Annotated in this window: 13 protein-coding genes; 5 read left to right on the top strand and 8 right to left on the bottom strand. The window is 73.9% G+C overall.

Annotation, left to right across the window (positions count from 1 at the left end):
- Positions 1-124 precede the first annotated feature (124 nt).
- Both B086_RS0100295 and B086_RS0100290 read right to left on the bottom strand, forming a co-directional pair.
- Positions 125-913 carry a TIGR04222 domain-containing membrane protein gene (locus B086_RS0100295; protein ID WP_018564415.1) on the bottom strand — a complete coding sequence of 263 codons (789 nt, stop codon included), beginning with the start codon at positions 911-913 and terminating at the stop codon, positions 125-127.
- A 43-nt stretch (positions 914-956) separates the two neighbouring features.
- Positions 957-2,414 (bottom strand): DUF692 domain-containing protein, encoded by a 1,458-nt coding sequence (locus B086_RS0100290; protein WP_018564414.1) that lies wholly within the window; start codon positions 2,412-2,414, stop codon positions 957-959.
- 715 nt (positions 2,415-3,129) lie between these two features.
- Here B086_RS0100290 and B086_RS0100285 point away from each other — a divergent pair.
- Positions 3,130-5,262, top strand: coding sequence for an FG-GAP-like repeat-containing protein (locus tag B086_RS0100285; protein WP_018564413.1), 2,133 nt, complete (start codon positions 3,130-3,132; stop codon positions 5,260-5,262).
- 90 nt (positions 5,263-5,352) lie between these two features.
- Here the strand turns inward: B086_RS0100285 and B086_RS0100280 are convergent, their stop codons facing one another.
- The 6 genes from B086_RS0100280 to zapE all read right to left on the bottom strand — a co-directional run bounded on the left by B086_RS0100280 (position 5,353) and on the right by zapE (position 11,370).
- Positions 5,353-6,066 carry an aminoacyl-tRNA hydrolase gene (locus tag B086_RS0100280; RefSeq protein WP_018564412.1) on the bottom strand — a complete coding sequence of 238 codons (714 nt, stop codon included), beginning with the start codon at positions 6,064-6,066 and terminating at the stop codon, positions 5,353-5,355.
- A gap of 69 nt (positions 6,067-6,135) precedes the next feature.
- Positions 6,136-6,375, bottom strand: a complete 240-nt coding sequence (locus B086_RS0100275) for a hypothetical protein (RefSeq protein ID WP_018564411.1) — start codon at positions 6,373-6,375, stop codon at positions 6,136-6,138.
- A 19-nt stretch (positions 6,376-6,394) separates the two neighbouring features.
- Positions 6,395-7,294, bottom strand: coding sequence for a polysaccharide deacetylase family protein (locus tag B086_RS0100270; protein WP_026251964.1), 900 nt, complete (start codon positions 7,292-7,294; stop codon positions 6,395-6,397).
- A gap of 135 nt (positions 7,295-7,429) precedes the next feature.
- Positions 7,430-8,989, bottom strand: a complete 1,560-nt coding sequence (locus B086_RS0100265; protein WP_018564408.1) for an FAD-dependent oxidoreductase — start codon at positions 8,987-8,989, stop codon at positions 7,430-7,432.
- A gap of 77 nt (positions 8,990-9,066) precedes the next feature.
- Positions 9,067-10,110, bottom strand: coding sequence for a slipin family protein (locus tag B086_RS38785; RefSeq protein WP_018564407.1), 1,044 nt, complete (start codon positions 10,108-10,110; stop codon positions 9,067-9,069).
- A 135-nt stretch (positions 10,111-10,245) separates the two neighbouring features.
- Positions 10,246-11,370 carry a cell division protein ZapE gene (gene zapE, locus B086_RS0100255; protein ID WP_018564406.1) on the bottom strand — a complete coding sequence of 375 codons (1,125 nt, stop codon included), beginning with the start codon at positions 11,368-11,370 and terminating at the stop codon, positions 10,246-10,248.
- A gap of 37 nt (positions 11,371-11,407) precedes the next feature.
- Here zapE and B086_RS0100250 point away from each other — a divergent pair, with 37 nt between their 5' ends.
- From B086_RS0100250 to msrB, 4 genes are all read left to right on the top strand, one after another.
- Entirely contained in the window at positions 11,408-12,235 is an 828-nt protein-coding gene (locus tag B086_RS0100250; protein WP_026251963.1) for a pyrimidine reductase family protein, read from the top strand.
- 206 nt (positions 12,236-12,441) lie between these two features.
- Complete coding sequence (locus tag B086_RS38780; RefSeq protein ID WP_173860903.1) at positions 12,442-12,915, top strand: indole-3-glycerol phosphate synthase; 474 nt, start codon at positions 12,442-12,444, stop codon at positions 12,913-12,915.
- A gap of 72 nt (positions 12,916-12,987) precedes the next feature.
- Positions 12,988-14,376: a UDP-N-acetylmuramate--L-alanine ligase gene (murC, locus tag B086_RS0100235; RefSeq protein ID WP_026251962.1), complete on the top strand. Its 1,389-nt coding sequence runs from the start codon at positions 12,988-12,990 to the stop codon at positions 14,374-14,376.
- An 18-nt stretch (positions 14,377-14,394) separates the two neighbouring features.
- Positions 14,395-14,802, top strand: a complete 408-nt coding sequence (msrB, locus tag B086_RS0100230) for a peptide-methionine (R)-S-oxide reductase MsrB (protein WP_018564402.1) — start codon at positions 14,395-14,397, stop codon at positions 14,800-14,802.
- The last annotated feature ends 106 nt before the right edge of the window (positions 14,803-14,908 follow it).

Below are 14,908 nucleotides of genomic sequence, written 5' to 3'. Positions count from 1 at the left end.
GCCCGTGTAGCACGCGGAGCACGCGGAGTGCGCGCCCGCGCGTGCGGACACCGGGAGGTGTCGCTCCCGCCGGGCCGGTCGCTCCCGGTCGGGCCGGGCGGTCACTCCTGGTCGGGCCGGCCGGTCACTCCCGATAGGGCTGGTCGCGGTGGGCGAAGGCCGCGCGCAGTTCCGGTTCGCCGATCGCGCGGATGCCCCGTACGGCCACGGAGGCCAGGTAGGCGCGTTCGTCGCCGGTGCGGTGCGCGCGCCGGACCAGGGCGCCGAGCAGATGCTGCCCCGCCGGGGACGCCCAGCGCGCGGACGGGTGGATCTCGAACCGGGCGATGGCGAGGCAGCCCACGGTGAGCGCCAGCGGGAGCGCGAACCACAGGGCGATCAGCGGGCGCGGCATCCCGGTCGGGACCGGCAGCAGCAGTGCGGCCACCCCCAGCGCGGTCACCGCGAGCGCGGCCGTCCGCACCCCGCGCGTCCCGGCCGCCACGGCCGTGCCCGGCGCGTCCTCCGGTACGGCGAGCCCGGCGCCCACCAGCCGCTCGGCGAGCCCGCGCACGGGATCGGCGGCGGCCGCGGCGGACCGTACCGGAGCGATCCGGGACTGCCCCTCGGGGCCGATGGCCCCTATGACGGACCGTTCCATCTCGTCCCGTCCGCACGGGTCGACGACGGTGGCCCAGCCGGTGTGCGCGAGCAGCAGCCTGCGCTCGCGCGCCATGGCGACCAGCGTGACGTCGGCGACCCGGGCAGGACCGCCGGACAGGAACGCGGCCTCGTACAGCGTGAGATCGTGGTGCCGGTCCACCACCGGGTCCCGGGTCTCCTCGGCCGCCGCGCGAACGGCGGCCAGACACAGCCGCGTACAGGCCACACCGGCGACGACCCAGGCCGGGAGCAGAAGGAGAACCCAGAGCATGACCTGTTTCTATGCCAGTGACCTGGGAAAATCCATCGCCTTTTCACATCGCGGACGAGGCGTGCTCGGTGTGTGAAGCCCTCCCGGCGCCGCGCAGCAGCATCCGGCGGGCCGCCCGTGCCACCCGGACCGCCGGCCTGCGCGACCTCGGCGCGGGCCCCGAGCGCTCCCGCCACCAGTGGTGCAGCTTCCGGCGGGCCGCGGGGTCCTCGGGCCGCCCGGCCAGCAGCAGGGACTCCGTGAACGCCATCGCGTCCAGCCGGTAGCCGCCGCGCATCGGGTGCCGCTGCGCGTAGGCGAGGAAGGCGGTCCGGTACCCGTCCCCGAGGATGACCGGAAGCTCCGGTGCCACCTTGGCCACGACACCCGCCCGCTTCGAGGCGAGCGCCCGCGCCTGGACCCTGAGCCGCGCCCGGTCGAACCCCTCCGGCGCGGGCGTCCCCGCCACCAGCGCCGACAGCAGCGCGGTCTGCGCGAGCGCCAGCCGCTGCCGGACGGGCTCGGAACCGGCAGCGGAAGCGGCGGCGGAAGCGGAAGCGGCGTCCGGGGCGGAGCAGCCGGAGCGGGGCCCCGGGACGGTGGCGGTGCCGGTCCGGACGGTGGTGGCAGTCCGGGTGGCGGTGGCGGTACCGCGCGACCGTCCCGTACCCGCCGCGTGCCCGCGCTCACCCGCCGTGTGCCCGCGTTCCACCGCCTCCGCGATGGCGTCCAGTTCCCCCTTCAGGACCTCCGGTGCCGGGAAGTTCTCGTCGCGTTCCAGCAGGACCCCCGGCGGGGCGACGCGCGAGGCGAGGTCGGCCAGGATGTCGAGCACCGGCCGGGGGACCGGGTGGGCGTGGCTGTCGTGCCAGACACCGTCGCGTTCGAAGCCGCCCGCCACATGGACGTACGCGAGCGCCTCCAGCGGCAGTTCGGACAGCGCCTCGGCCGGGTCCTCGCCCTGGTTGACGTGGTTGGTGTGCAGATTGGCCACGTCGATCAGCAGCCCCACGCCGGTGCGGTCCGCCAGCTCGTACAGGAACTGCCCCTCGGTCAGCTCCTCGCCGGGCCAGGCCAGCAGCGCGGCGATGTTCTCCACGGCGAGCGGCACGGGCAGCGCGTCCTGCGCGATACGGATGTTCTCGCACAGCACGTCGAGGGCGTCGCGGGTGCGCGGCACGGGCAGCAGATGGCCCGCCTCGATCCGGTCCGACGCGGTCAGCGGGCCGCCCGCCCGGACGAAGGCGATGTGCTCGGTCACCAGCGGCGAGCCGAGGGCCTGGGCCCGCTCGGCGAGCGCCTTCAGCCGCCCCTCGTCGGGGCGTTCACCGCCGCCGAGCCCGAGCGAGACGCCGTGCGGCACCACGGTCACCCCGCGCTCGCGCAGCCGCCGCAGCGACGCGGGCAGATGGTCCGGGCACACGTTCTCGGCCACGGCCTCGACCCAGTCGAGGCCCGGCATGCGCTCCACGGCGTCCGCGATCTCCGGGCGCCATCCGATACCCGTCCCCAGTCGCTCCATGAGTTCCTCGTCCCCCTTGTTCCTCGTCCCTCGCCCCCGCGTCCCCGCGTCCCCTCGCCCCGCGTACCGGACGTCCGCGCGCGGCGCACCCGAGGGGTATGGCCCCGCCGGGCGGCGGTGAACCGCGCGGGAGGCTTCCTCAGAGCAACATTTGAGGTTCGGGTGCCCTCGCCGCCGGGCGGGGCGAGCGGAGATCCGCATTGTGCCGCGGTGCGACCACGGGCTCCGCACACGAGGAATTTCCTGTGCCCCCGCACCTTCCGTGAAAGGAAAGCGAAACACGTTGTTCCGGAATTGCCCGGCCGCTCTGGAATGGGGAACGCCACAGAATTGCGGGCATTCCGCCGTACCGTTTCTGCATGGATGGCGGGCGGTGGTGCAGTCATAGTCCCGCCACAAGATAGTCACAACCTCGCCGAGGGTCAACACACTTCACACACGCGTGACCAGCATCGGGACGCGGGTGTCCGGATAATCGACGCGTATCGCCCAACGTTCCCGAACGTGCCGCAAGGGTCGCTCCTTCCCATCCTGGTCATGGGAAAATTAAACGTAAAGTCGAGCCGTTTTCTCGGGATCATGAAGGGATATGCTCGGCCGACGGCGTTCGGCATGGGGGACGCTGGCCGTGAAAACGGACGACCGAGATGAGTGGATTGTGAATCGAAGACTTTCCATATCCCGATCACTTTTCGACAGGAGTGAGTACCGCCCGATGGCCGCCCACCGCTCGCGCGCCGCGCGCGGGGCCGGCCTGCTGGCCGCCACCGCCCTCGCGGCCGGCTGCTTGACCGTGTCGGGGGCGTACGCCGTCACCGGCCCCGCCGTCACGGACAACGGGCTCGCCTTCACCGCCCGCCTGGACATCGGCGACGGACAGCGCGCCTGCTCGGCCGCGCTGGTGGCCCCGCAGTGGCTGGCCGCGTCCGCGCACTGCTTCGCCGAGGACGGCGCCGCACAGGTGCCCGCGGGCAAGCCGAAGCTGAGGACGACGGCCACCATCGGCCGTACCGACCTGACGACCACCGCGGGTCAGGTCCGCGAGGTCGTCGAGCTGGTGCCGCGCGCCGACCGCGACCTGGTTCTCGCACGGCTGGCCTCGCCGGCCACCGGCATCACGCCCGTCCCGCTCGCCACCACCCCGCCCGCCGCGGGTGACGAGCTGACGGCGGCCGGATTCGGCCGGACCAAGGACGAGTGGGCCCCGCTCAAGCTGCACACCGCGACCTTCACCGTCGACGCGGTGGACGCGGGCACCCTCGCGCTGCACGGCAAGTCCGCGGCGGACGCCGTCTGCGCGGGTGACGCGGGCGGGCCCGTGGTGCGCCAGAAGAACGGGGCCTGGGAACTGGTCGCCGTCAGCAGCCAGTCCTGGCAGGGCGGTTGCTTCGGCGCCGACCCGGCCGAGACCCGCAACGGCGCCGTCTCCACCCGGCTGGACGACGTGGCCCGCGGCAACGTCCTCGCGGCCGGCGGCGTGCTCCTGCCCGGGGACACCCTGACCTCCGCCTCGGCCCGGCTGACCATGCAGGAGGACGGCGACCTGGTCGTCGTCTCCGGCTCGGGCCAGACCCGCTGGTCGACGAAGACGGCCGGTCACCCCGGCGCCCGCGCCCGGCTGGACGAAGGCGGCGACCTGGCCGTGGTCGACAGCGACGGGACCACCGTGCTGTGGCGGACCGGAACCAGCGCCGCCGGCGGCTCGGTCGTCCTCCAGGACCGCGGCAACCTCGTCCTGCGCAACGCCAAGGGCGAGTCACAGTGGGCCGCGGGCACGACCGTCCGCCACGACTACAACGGCGACGGCCGCAGCGACCTGGCCTCCTGGTACGACTACGCCGACGGCCACGACACGGTGCACACCTTCCCGGCGAAGGCGGACGGCGGCTTCGGCGCCCCGGCCGAGGCCTGGTCGACCCCGGCCGGCAACTACACCGCCTCGAACATGAAGCGCTTCACCGGCGACTTCAACGGCGACGGCATCGCGGACGTGGCCACCTTCTACGGCTACTCCACGGGCGAGGTCGCCCTGATCACCTGGCTCGGCAAGGGCGACGGCACCTTCTCTGGCCCGCAGCGCTCCTGGAGCGCCCCCACCGGCTGGACGTTCTCGCGGATGACCGTGAACGCGGGCGACTTCAACGGCGACGGCCGCGACGACGTCTCCGTCTGGTACGACTACGCCGACGGCCACGACACGCTGCACACCTTCCTCGCCCGGCCCGACGGCGGCTTCGCCGGCCCCTTCACCTCCTTCGACCGCGCCAGCGGCGGCTGGGAGGTCACCCACATGAAGTTCACCACCGGTGACTACAACGGCGACGGCCGCGACGACCTCGCCGTGCTCTACGGCTACGCCACCGGCGAGGTCAAGCTCTTCACCTTCCCCGCCAGGCCCGACGGCGGGTTCGGTGAGCCGGTGGCCGGCTGGAACTCGCCCACCGGCTGGGAGTTCGCCCGCGCGACCCTCGTCTCCGGCGACTTCGACGGCGACGGCCGGGACAACGTCGCCGCCTGGTACGACTACGCGGACGGCCACGACACGCTGATCGGGTTCACCCCCAGCGGCCCGAACGGGGTGTTCGGCAACCGCACCGAGCTGTGGACCGTCCCGGCCGGCAACTACTACCGCGAGAACATGCAGCTCGTGACCGGTGACTACAACGGTGACGGCCGCGACGACCTCGCCACCTTCTACGGCTACTCCGACGGCAGCGTGAAGACCATCACCTGGACCGCGAAGGCCGACGGCACCCTCAACGCCCCGGCCGGCAGCTGGTCGGCGGCCAAGGGCAACTGGACCTTCGCCCGCGCCCACCTGATCGAGCGCTACAACAGCCCCTCCTAGGACCTGACGCCCCACCGGCCCGCGGTCCGGCCGCCTCCGTGCACGAGGCGGCCGGACCGCGGGCCGCGCCGGGTCCGGACCCGGCCGCGCCTACCGCAGCGCCGGATGGTCGGCGACCACCGTGCAGGACCCGGGCGCGATCTCCGTGAAGCCCGCGTCCCGCACCAACGGCAGCCCGCTGTCCACCAGTTCGCGCCACTGGCCGGGTTCGGCGGTGCGCACGGCGAGCGGGAAGCCGGCGTCCCGCCAGGCCGCGCGCCGCTCGTCGGCCAGCTCCCACCAGGCGAGCTGGGCGCCGTGCCCGGCCTGGGCCATCGCCTTGCCCGCGGACATCTCCAGGCCCGGGTTGAACCACAGGACCGGTGTGCCGGGCGCGGGCCGGGCGGGCGGCTCCGGGTCGTCGAGGTCGGTGCCGGAGACCTGGAGCTTCGCCAGGTCCTTGGGCCAGCCGTCCAGCGGCACGGGCGGGAAGACCCGTACCTCGGCGGCGGCTCCGGTGACCGTGACGCCGTCCAGCGCCCCGGCCCGCCGCCACTCCGCGCCGCGCGCCCGCCGCACCACCTTGCGGATCCGGGCGTCCTGCCAGTCCCGCACCGCCTGGGCCCAGGCGCCGTCACCGAGGGCGCGCTCGTCGCTCAGCAGCACCAGCACCGCGCGGGCCGCCGTCTCCAGCGCGTCGGTACGGGCCGGGGGAGCGGCCCGCTCGATCCGGACGACCAGCGGCAGCACGAACTGCGGCGCCTCGTCCCGGGCGCTGGGCTCGGCACGGAACGGGCTCTCGGGAACGGAGGTCTCATACGTCACGCCCCCAGTGTGCCAACCGCGGCAGGCGCCCGGGGAACCCGGTGGAGGGGACCGCCGCAGCGGTGGGGGTCAGCCCGAGCAGGCCGTGCGCTGCGCCTCCTGCCACTCGCAGACGGGGCAGAGGGTGATCCCCTTGTACGACTCCGGGTACTCGGTCGGTTCCCGGCACAGCACGCACTCCGCGTACGGCGGCCCGTCGGCCCTGGGCGGCCGGGGCGCGTCGGTCACGCAGTACCCGGTGCCGCCGTCCTCGCCGGCCGTGCCGCCGCCGCTTGCGCCGCTGGTGTCGTTCCCGTGGTCCACGCTCATGGTTCCAGCGTAGGACGCCTCAGGTGCGGCCCGCCGAGGCCCCGATCATCTCGGACACCTTCACGAAGCGGTAGCCCTGCTTGCGCAGCTCCGGTACGACCGCGCGGACCACGCGCTCGGTGGTGGGGGCGGCGCTGCGCGTGCAGTGCATGACCACGACCGAGCCGGGCTTCACCCCGTCGAGCACCTGCCGGACCACGGCGTCCGCGTCGGTGGCGAACGCGTCGCCGCTCACCACGTCCCACTGCACGGCGGTGACGCCGAGGGGCGCGAGCGTGCGCAGCACCTGGGAGTCGTAGCAGCCGCCGGGGAAGCGGAGGTAGGGCATCGGGTGCGGGACGCCCGCCTTGGCGAAGGCCGTGTACGCGCGTTCCACGTCGGGGCGGACCTGGTCGGCGGTGACGGTCGGCAGGCCGTAGCAGTCGCCCGTGAACGCGTAGTGACTGTAGGAGTGGTTGGCGAGTTCGAACAGGGGGTCCGTGCCGATGGAACGGGCCTGGTCGGGATACGTCTCCGCCCACTTGCCGGTCATGAACACGGTGGCGGGCACCTTGAGGGCGCGCAGCGCGGCGATCAGCTCCGGGTTGTCGAAGTGCTCGCCGGAGGCCGCGCGCCGCCCCTCGTCGGCGGTCATGTCGGCGTCGAAGGTGAAGGCGACGGTCTTGCCCTTGTCCCGGGGGCCGTGCGTGAACACGGGCGTCAGTCCGCCGGGCCCGGGGGTGAGCCGGGGCGGCTTGGACGGCGTGGTGGGCGAGGGCTTCGCGGGGGCCGCGGACGAGGGGGAGACGGGGGAGTCCGGGTGCCCGGCACGGGTGGCCTGGGTGCTCTGGGCGGAGCCGCAGGCGGCGAGGGAGGCGAGCGCGGTGCTCAGGACACCGGCGGCGGCATAACGGGCGATACGTCGTACAAGTGGGATCACCCGACGAAAGTAGGACGCCCTCCGGTCATATGAACGGCGGCGGGGCCGTGCGGTCACCCGGCCGGTGGTCACCCGCCGAGCGGCCCGCCACGGCCGGGGCGGCTCCCGGCCCGGGGCGGCTCCGGCCGCGGTGGCTCACCGCTCCCGCCGCTCCAGCGGCTCGGTCGCCGGGCCCTGGAGCACCCTGCCCTCGGTGTCGAAGCGCGAGCCGTGGCAGGGGCACTCCCAGGCGCGCTCGGCGGAGTCGAAGGCGACCAGGCAGCCCAGGTGGGTGCAGCGGGCGGACAGTGTGTGCGTGCTTCCCTCGTCGTCGCGGTACACCGCGAGGTGGTCGAGGCCGGACCGGACCACGGCGCCCTCGCCCGGTGCGATCGCCTCGACGGGCGGGGAGGGGCGCAGCCGGTCGCCGACGAAGTGCCGGGCGACCTCGGCCTGGTTCCTCAGGAGGGCGGGCGCCTCCCGGACGGCGGTCCGCAGCCTGCGCGGGTCGTACAGTTCGCGCCACGGGCAGTCCCGGCCGGTGATCAGTGCCGTGAGCAGTCCGCCCGCCATGATGCCGCCGCTCAGTCCCCAGCCGCCGAAGCCGGTGGCCACGTAGGTGTTGCGGGCCGCCTGGTGCAGTGGGCCGACCATCGCCACGGTGTCGGTCGGGTCGGTGTCCTGGGCCGCCCAGGAGTGCGCGAGCGCGGCGCCGGGGAAGTGCTCGCCCGCCCAGGCCGTCAGCCGGTCGAGGCGTGCCCGGCTGTCGCCGGTGCCCGGGGTGAAGTGCTCGCCGGTGACCACGAGGAGGCGCTGCGCGTCCGTGCCGTACGGCGCCGTGCGCACCGAACGGGTGTTCTCTTCCGGGGTGATGTACATGCCGTCCGGGTCCTCGGCGGCGTCGACCGGTCCGGCCACGACCAGTTCGCGGCGCGGGGCGAGCCGGGCGAACAGCAGCGCCCGGTCGAACACCGGGTAGTGCGTGGCGACCACCACGTGCCGGGCCCGCACCGTGGCGCCCCCCGCGGTCGTCACCCGGCACGGCTCGCCCTCCTTCAGGCCACTGACGACGGTGTTCTCGAAGACCTGTCCGCCGCGCGCCACCAGGTCCGCCGTCAGGGCCAGCAGATACTTGCGCGGATGGAACTGCGCCTGCCCGGCCACCCGCACCGCGCCCGCCACCGGGAACGGCAGCCCGGTCTCCGTCACGAACGACGCCGCAAGACCGGCCTGCCGGGCCGCCTCCGCCTCGGCGCGCACCTCGGCCACCCGGCCCGCGTCCCGGACGTAGGTGTACGCGCTGCGGGTCTCCCACTCGCACTCGATGCCCAGCTCGTCCACCAGCGACCAGGCGCGCTCGACCGCCTCGGACTGCGAGCGCGCGTACAGCTCGGCCGCCCGCGCGTCGCGGGTCCGGCGCAGCCGGTCGTAGACCAGGGTGTGCAGCGCGGTCAGCTTGGCCGTGGTGTGCCCGGTGACGCCCGCCGCCACCCGCCGCGCCTCCAGCACCGCCACGCCGAGCCCCGCCCGCGTCAGCTCGTACGCCGTGCTGAGCCCGGCCATGCCGGCGCCGATCACGACCACGTCGACGTCCAGGTCCTCGGTGAGCGCGGGGCGCTCGGGACCCGGGGCCGTCTCGATCCAGTACGAGCCGTCGACACGCCGCCGCCCGCGCGCCTGCCCGGGGTGCTGTTCCTGCCGCTGTGCGTCGTCCATGGCCGCCGGGTACCCCGTCGCGGGCGGGGCACGACGGGGCGGGCCGGGCGGAGAGGGCACGCGGCCGGACGGGCGGGTCAGTGCTCGGGGCGGTCGGGTGCCGCGGCGTCGGCCGCCGCCCTGACCGGGGTCACCGAGGCGGCGTCGGCCGGGGGATCGAACGGCGCCTCGGCCGGAGGCCCGCCGGGTGCCTCCGGTACGGCGGTGCCGCCGGGCGTGGCGGCGGATGCCTCCCCGGCCGGGGCGTCGCCGTTGCCGAGGGCGTGCGCCGGTGGTGCGGGCGGGACCGGGGGCGCGGAGGCGGGCGGTGCGGGTGCTGCGGGTGCTGCGGGCGCCGCGGTCTCGGCGGGGCCCGGTGGCTGCTGGTGGGCCCGTTCCAGGAAGCGCAGGAGCTCGACCGGGAAGGGCAGGACCAGGGTGGAGTTCTTCTCGGTGGCCACCGCGGTCACCGTCTGGAGCAGCCGCAGTTGCAGCGCGGCCGGTGTGTCGGCCATCTGCTGGGCGGCCTCGGCCAGCTTCTTCGACGCCTGGAACTCCGCGTCGGCGTTGATGATCCGGGCCCGCCGCTCCCGGTCGGCCTCCGCCTGCCGGGCCATGGACCGCTTCATCGTGTCCGGCAGGGAGACGTCCTTGATCTCCACGCGGTCGATCTGCACGCCCCAGCCGATCGCCGGGCTGTCGATCATCAGCTCCAGGCCCTGGTTGAGCTTCTCCCGGTTGGACAGCAGATCGTCCAGGTCGCTCTTGCCGATGATCGAACGCAGCGAGGTCTGGGCCATCTGGGACACCGCGAACCGGTAGTCCTCGACCTGGATGACCGCGCTGGCCGGGTCGACCACCTTGAAGTAGACGACCGCGTCCACCCGCACGGTCACGTTGTCCCGGGTGATGCCCTCCTGGGCGGGGATCGGCAGCGTGACGATCTGCATGTTGACCTTGTACAGCCGGTCCACGAACGGCACGATCATGGTGAAGCCGGGATCGCGCGGGCCGCCGGTGAACCGGCCGAGCCGCAGCACCACCCCGCGCTCGTACTGCTTGACGACCCGGGCCGCCGCCGCGAGGTACACGAGACCGGCGCAGCCCGCGGCGACCACGGCGGTCAGTACGTCCTGAAGCATGATGACGACTCCTCGACAGTCGTCCCGCGCCCGTTGCCGGGCCTCATTCCACGATAGGCCCGGCCCGAGAGGACGGTCGAGTCCCCGGAGCGCCACGGTCCCGGCGGCCGGGAGCGGGACGGGCGGGGCCGCCGGTCAGGAGGGTTCGACGAGGCCCTTGGCGTCCCGGGCGAGCGCGGTGAGCCGGGATATCGCGCGGAAGTACTTCTTGCGGTAGCCGCCGTTCAGCATCTCCTCGCTGAACAGCCGGTCGAAGGGCCGTCCGGAGGCGAGGACGGGCACCTCGCGGTCGTAGAGCCGGTCGGCCAGGACCACCAGCCGCAGCGCGGTCGACTGGTCCGGCACCGGGCCGACCCCGGTCAGGCAGACGGCCCCGAGGCCGTCGGTGAGCGCGCCGTAGCGGCTGGGGTGCACCCGGGCCAGGTGTCCCAGCAGGTCGGTGAAGTCGTCGAGGGAGGCGTTCCGGGTGGCGTGCGCCGCCTTGGTGACCTGCTCGTCGGAGAACGGGGCCGGTGCCTCGGGCAGGCCGCGGTGGCGGTAGTCCTCGCCGTCGATGCGCAGCGGGCGGAAGTGCGCCGACAGGCCCTGGATCTCGCGCAGGAAGTCGGCGGCGGCGAACCGGCCCTCGCCGAGCTTGCCCGGCAGGGTGTTGGAGGTGGCGGCGAGCGCGACGCCCGCGTCGACCAGCCGGCCGAGCAGGGTGGAGACGAGCACGGTGTCCCCGGGGTCGTCCAGCTCGAACTCGTCGATGCACAGCAGCCGGTGCCCGGACAGCGTCCGGACCGTCTGCTGAAAGCCGAGGGCGCCGACCAGGTTGGTCAGCTCCACGAAGGTGCCGAACGCCTTCAGGGCGGGCTCGGCCGGGGTGGCGTGCCACAGAGAGGCCAGCAGATGGGTCTTGCCGACGCCGTAGCCGCCGTCCAGGTAGACGCCGCGGGGCCCGGCGGGCACCTTGGGGGCCTTGGCGCGGCCGAAGCCGAAGAGCCCGCGCCGGGCGGGACCGGCGGCGTGCGCGCCGCCGAGTCCGGCGGCGAAGTCCTCCAGGGCCCGTACGGCCTCCGTCTGCGTCGGCTGCTTCGGGTCGGGGATGTACGTGGCGAAGCGGACCGAGTCGAAGCGCGGCGGCGGCACCATCTCGGCGACCAGCCGGTCCGCCGGGACGTGCGGTTCGCGGGCGCACAGGGAGAGAGGGGCGCCGAGGGCGGTGGGGGAGGTACCGGTCACGGGGCTGAGCCGGGAGCCGGCTGTGGAGGACGACACGGTTCCCCATGGTAAGCCGCGTGGAACACTGCACGGCATGCGACGCCTGTTCCCTGTGACGGAAGAAACACCAGCCCAGCCGGCGAAGGGGGCCGCCGGGACCGGCCCGGGGAGCGTGCCGGACGCCCTCGCGGACCGGGAGTGGACCCTGGCCGAGCTGGCCGCCGTCTACGCCTATCCCGAGCTCGCGCCGGGCGGCGGGACGGCCTGGCTGCGGGCCAACATGGTCTCCACGCTGGACGGGGCGGCGCAGCACGAGGGCCGTTCGCAGCCCATCTCCGGCGCCGCCGACATGCGGATCTTCGGCACCCTGCGGGCGCTGGCCGACGCGGTGGTGGTCGGCGCCGGGACCGTACGGCAGGAGGGCTACCGCCCGGCGCGGGCGCGGGCGGAGTTCGCCGCGCTGCGGGCGGCGGCCGGGCAGGGCCCTGCCCCGGCCGTCGCGGTCGTCACCGCCGGTCTTGAGCTGGACTTCTCGCTGCCGCTGTTCACCTCGCCCCTGGTGCCCACGCTGGTCCTCACCGGAGCGGCGGCGGCCCCGGACCGTGTCGCGGCGGCCGAGAAGGCGGGCGCCCGGGTGGTGATCGCCGGTGACGGGGCCGGGGTGGACCCGGCGCGGGCCGTGCGGGCGCTGGCCGGTCTCGGGCACACGCGGCTGCTCACCGAGGGCGGCCCGCGGCTGCTCGGCCAGATGGTCGCCTCCGGCGCCCTCGACGAGCTGTGCCTGACCGTCGCGCCGATGCTCACCGCGGGCGACGCGCAGCGCATCGCCGGCGGCCCCTCGGTCGCCGTCCCGCACCGGTTCGTCCTGGCGTCCCTGCTGGAGGAGGAGGGTTTCCTGTTCAGCCGGTACCGGCGGGCCTGACGGCGGTCCCCGAGGGCCCGCGGCGAGAGGTGTGCGGCCCGCCGTGTCCGGCAAACGGAATTGGTAATTCCGTTCAGGTGGTGGCAGGCGGAGGAAAAGCCGCGATACCCGTGCGATCACAGGGCAGGATGGTTTCTGCGGGGGCTGCTTCGGCCCACACGGAGGTAGCAGAGAGGGCGCGGCCCTCACACGAGAAAGGGCGTCTGGTGTTCACAAGCGTACTGATGATCGAGAAGGCCCTGACGTCCGCCGACGTGGAGTTCGTCACCACATTGCACGGGGAGGAGCAGGTCGCCTTCCACGTACTGCTCCAGCCGCGCGGCGACCAGGCCGACCGGCTGCTGCGGGCCATCGACGACATCGCGCTCGGCGAGATCGACGAGGCCGCGCGCGAGGGCGGCACCCCGGAGGGCGAGGCGGCCAAGCCCGAGGGCGAACAGGCCCTGGAGGTCTCCCTGACCGCGCTGCACGCCGCCGGCCGGCAGGCCGACGGCAGACTCGTCGAGGACCACCCGCTGGACGCGCTGAAGTCCCTGGTCGCCGAGGTGGGCGCCGACGAGGTGATCGTGCTCACCGATCCGCACTACGTGGAGGAGTTCTTCCACCGCGACTGGGCCTCCCGGGCCCGCCACAAGGTCGGCGTGCCGGTCCTGAAGCTGTTCTCCCACAGCAAGGCATAGGCTGGGGCGGCGCCCCGCGCCCGCGGCCGGCGCACCTCGTACCGACGCCGCACCACCTGGGGAGAACAGCGCATGGCACCCGGCCTTCCTACCGCCATGGACCGACCGCACTTCATCGGCATCGGCGGCGCCGGAATGTCGGGCATCGCCAAGATCCTCGCCCAGCGCGGCGCCGAGGTGGCCGGCAGCGACGCCAAGGAGTCGGCGACCGCCGAGGCGCTGCGCGCGCTGGGCGCCACGGTGCACATCGGGCACGCGGCCGGGCATCTCGCCGACGACGCGACCTGCGTCGTCGTCTCCTCGGCGATCCGCGCGGACAACCCGGAGCTGGTGCGCGCGGCCGAGCTGGGCATCCCGGTCGTCCACCGCTCCGACGCGCTGGCCGCCCTGATGCACGGTCTGCGCCCGATCGCGGTGGCCGGCACCCACGGCAAGACCACCACCACCTCGATGCTGGCCGTCTCCCTCACCGCGCTGGGCCGGGAGCCCTCGTACGCCATCGGCGGCGACCTGGACGCCCCCGGCTCCAACGCGCTGCACGGCACCGGCGAGATCTTCGTCGCCGAGGCGGACGAGTCCGACCGCAGCTTCCACACGTACGCCCCCGAGGTCGCCATCGTCCTCAACGTGGAACTCGACCACCACGCCAACTACGCCTCGATGGACGAGATCTACGAGTCCTTCGAGACCTTCGCCGGGAAGATCGTGCCCGGCGGCACGCTGGTGATCACCGCCGACCACGAGGGTGCCCGCGAGCTGACCCGGCGCCTGGCGGGCTCGGTGCGCACGGTGACGTACGGCGAGTCCGAGGACGCCGACGTGCGCGTCCTGTCCGTGCGGCCGCAGGGGCTGCGCAGCGAGGTCACCGTCCTGCTGGACGGCGCCGAACTGACCTTCACGGTCTCCGTGCCCGGCCGCCACTACGCGCACAACGCGGTCGCCGCGCTGGCCGCCGGTGCCGCCCTCGGCATCCCGGCCGCCGAACTGGCCCCGGCGCTCGCCGCCTACACCGGTGTCAAGCGCCGCCTCCAGCTCAAGGGCGAGGCCGCCGGGGTCCAGGTGATCGACTCCTACGCCCATCACCCCACCGAGATGACGGCCGACCTGGAGGCCATGCGCGGCGCCGTGGGCGACGCCCGGATCCTGGTCGTCTTCCAGCCGCACCTGTTCTCCCGCACCCAGGAGCTGGGCAAGGAGATGGGGCAGGCGCTGGCGCTGGCCGACGCCTGTGTGGTGCTGGACATCTACCCGGCCCGCGAGGACCCGATCCCCGGCGTCACCAGCGAGCTGATCATCGAGGCGGCACGGGCCGCGGGCGCCGACGTCACCGCGGTCCACGACAAGGCCGAGGTGCCGGACGCGGTCGCGGGAATGGCGAAGGCCGGTGATCTTGTTCTCACCATGGGCGCGGGCGACGTCACCGACCTCGGACCGCGCATCCTGGACCGTCTGAAGAACTGAGTGAGGAGCTGAGGGCTCATGGCGTACGACGTGGAGAAGCCGGACGAGCAGTGGCGCGCGGAGCTGAACCCGGCCGAGTACGCCGTGCTGCGGCAGGCCGCGACCGAGCCCGCCTTCACCGGTGAGTACACCGACACCAAGACCGAGGGTGTCTACTCCTGCCGGGCGTGCGGCGCCGAGCTGTTCACCTCGGACACCAAGTTCGAGTCCCACTGCGGCTGGCCGTCCTTCTTCGACCCGAAGGACACCGACGCGGTGGAGCTGCTGCACGACCGGTCCCACGGCATGGTGCGCACCGAGGTGCGGTGCGCGCGCTGCGGCTCGCATCTCGGGCACGTGTTCGAGGGTGAGGGGTATCCGACCCCGACCGACCAGCGCTACTGCATCAACAGCATCTCGCTGCGGCTGCGGCCCGCGGAGGGCTGAGCGGGCCGTCGCCCGCGGCCCTTTGCGGTGGTCCGCTGTGGTGGGACACTGATTGCGGTGGGACAATAGGGACACAGGTGGCGTCGTTGGCGCCACCGGTTGTTTC

This window comes from Streptomyces sp. PsTaAH-124, from assembly GCF_000373685.1.
GTDB lineage: Bacteria > Actinomycetota > Actinomycetes > Streptomycetales > Streptomycetaceae > Streptomyces > Streptomyces andamanensis.
Note: the sequence above shows the minus strand (reverse complement) of the source record. Positions and strands in the feature narration are given on the sequence as shown.

What these genes read in the sequence shown, in the direction of transcription:
- B086_RS0100295 (WP_018564415.1), bottom strand. Translation starts at nt 913, where the DNA reads ATGCTCTGGGTTCTCCTTCTGCTCCCGGCCTGGGTCGTCGCCGGTGTG.
- B086_RS0100285 (WP_018564413.1), top strand. Translation starts at nt 3,130, where the DNA reads ATGGCCGCCCACCGCTCGCGCGCCGCGCGCGGGGCCGGCCTGCTGGCC.
- B086_RS0100290 (WP_018564414.1), bottom strand. Translation starts at nt 2,414, where the DNA reads ATGGAGCGACTGGGGACGGGTATCGGATGGCGCCCGGAGATCGCGGAC.
- B086_RS0100250 (WP_026251963.1), top strand. Translation starts at nt 11,408, where the DNA reads ATGCGACGCCTGTTCCCTGTGACGGAAGAAACACCAGCCCAGCCGGCG.
- murC (WP_026251962.1), top strand. Translation starts at nt 12,988, where the DNA reads ATGGCACCCGGCCTTCCTACCGCCATGGACCGACCGCACTTCATCGGC.
- B086_RS0100275 (WP_018564411.1), bottom strand. Translation starts at nt 6,375, where the DNA reads ATGAGCGTGGACCACGGGAACGACACCAGCGGCGCAAGCGGCGGCGGC.
- B086_RS38785 (WP_018564407.1), bottom strand. Translation starts at nt 10,110, where the DNA reads ATGCTTCAGGACGTACTGACCGCCGTGGTCGCCGCGGGCTGCGCCGGT.
- msrB (WP_018564402.1), top strand. Translation starts at nt 14,395, where the DNA reads ATGGCGTACGACGTGGAGAAGCCGGACGAGCAGTGGCGCGCGGAGCTG.
- B086_RS0100265 (WP_018564408.1), bottom strand. Translation starts at nt 8,989, where the DNA reads ATGGACGACGCACAGCGGCAGGAACAGCACCCCGGGCAGGCGCGCGGG.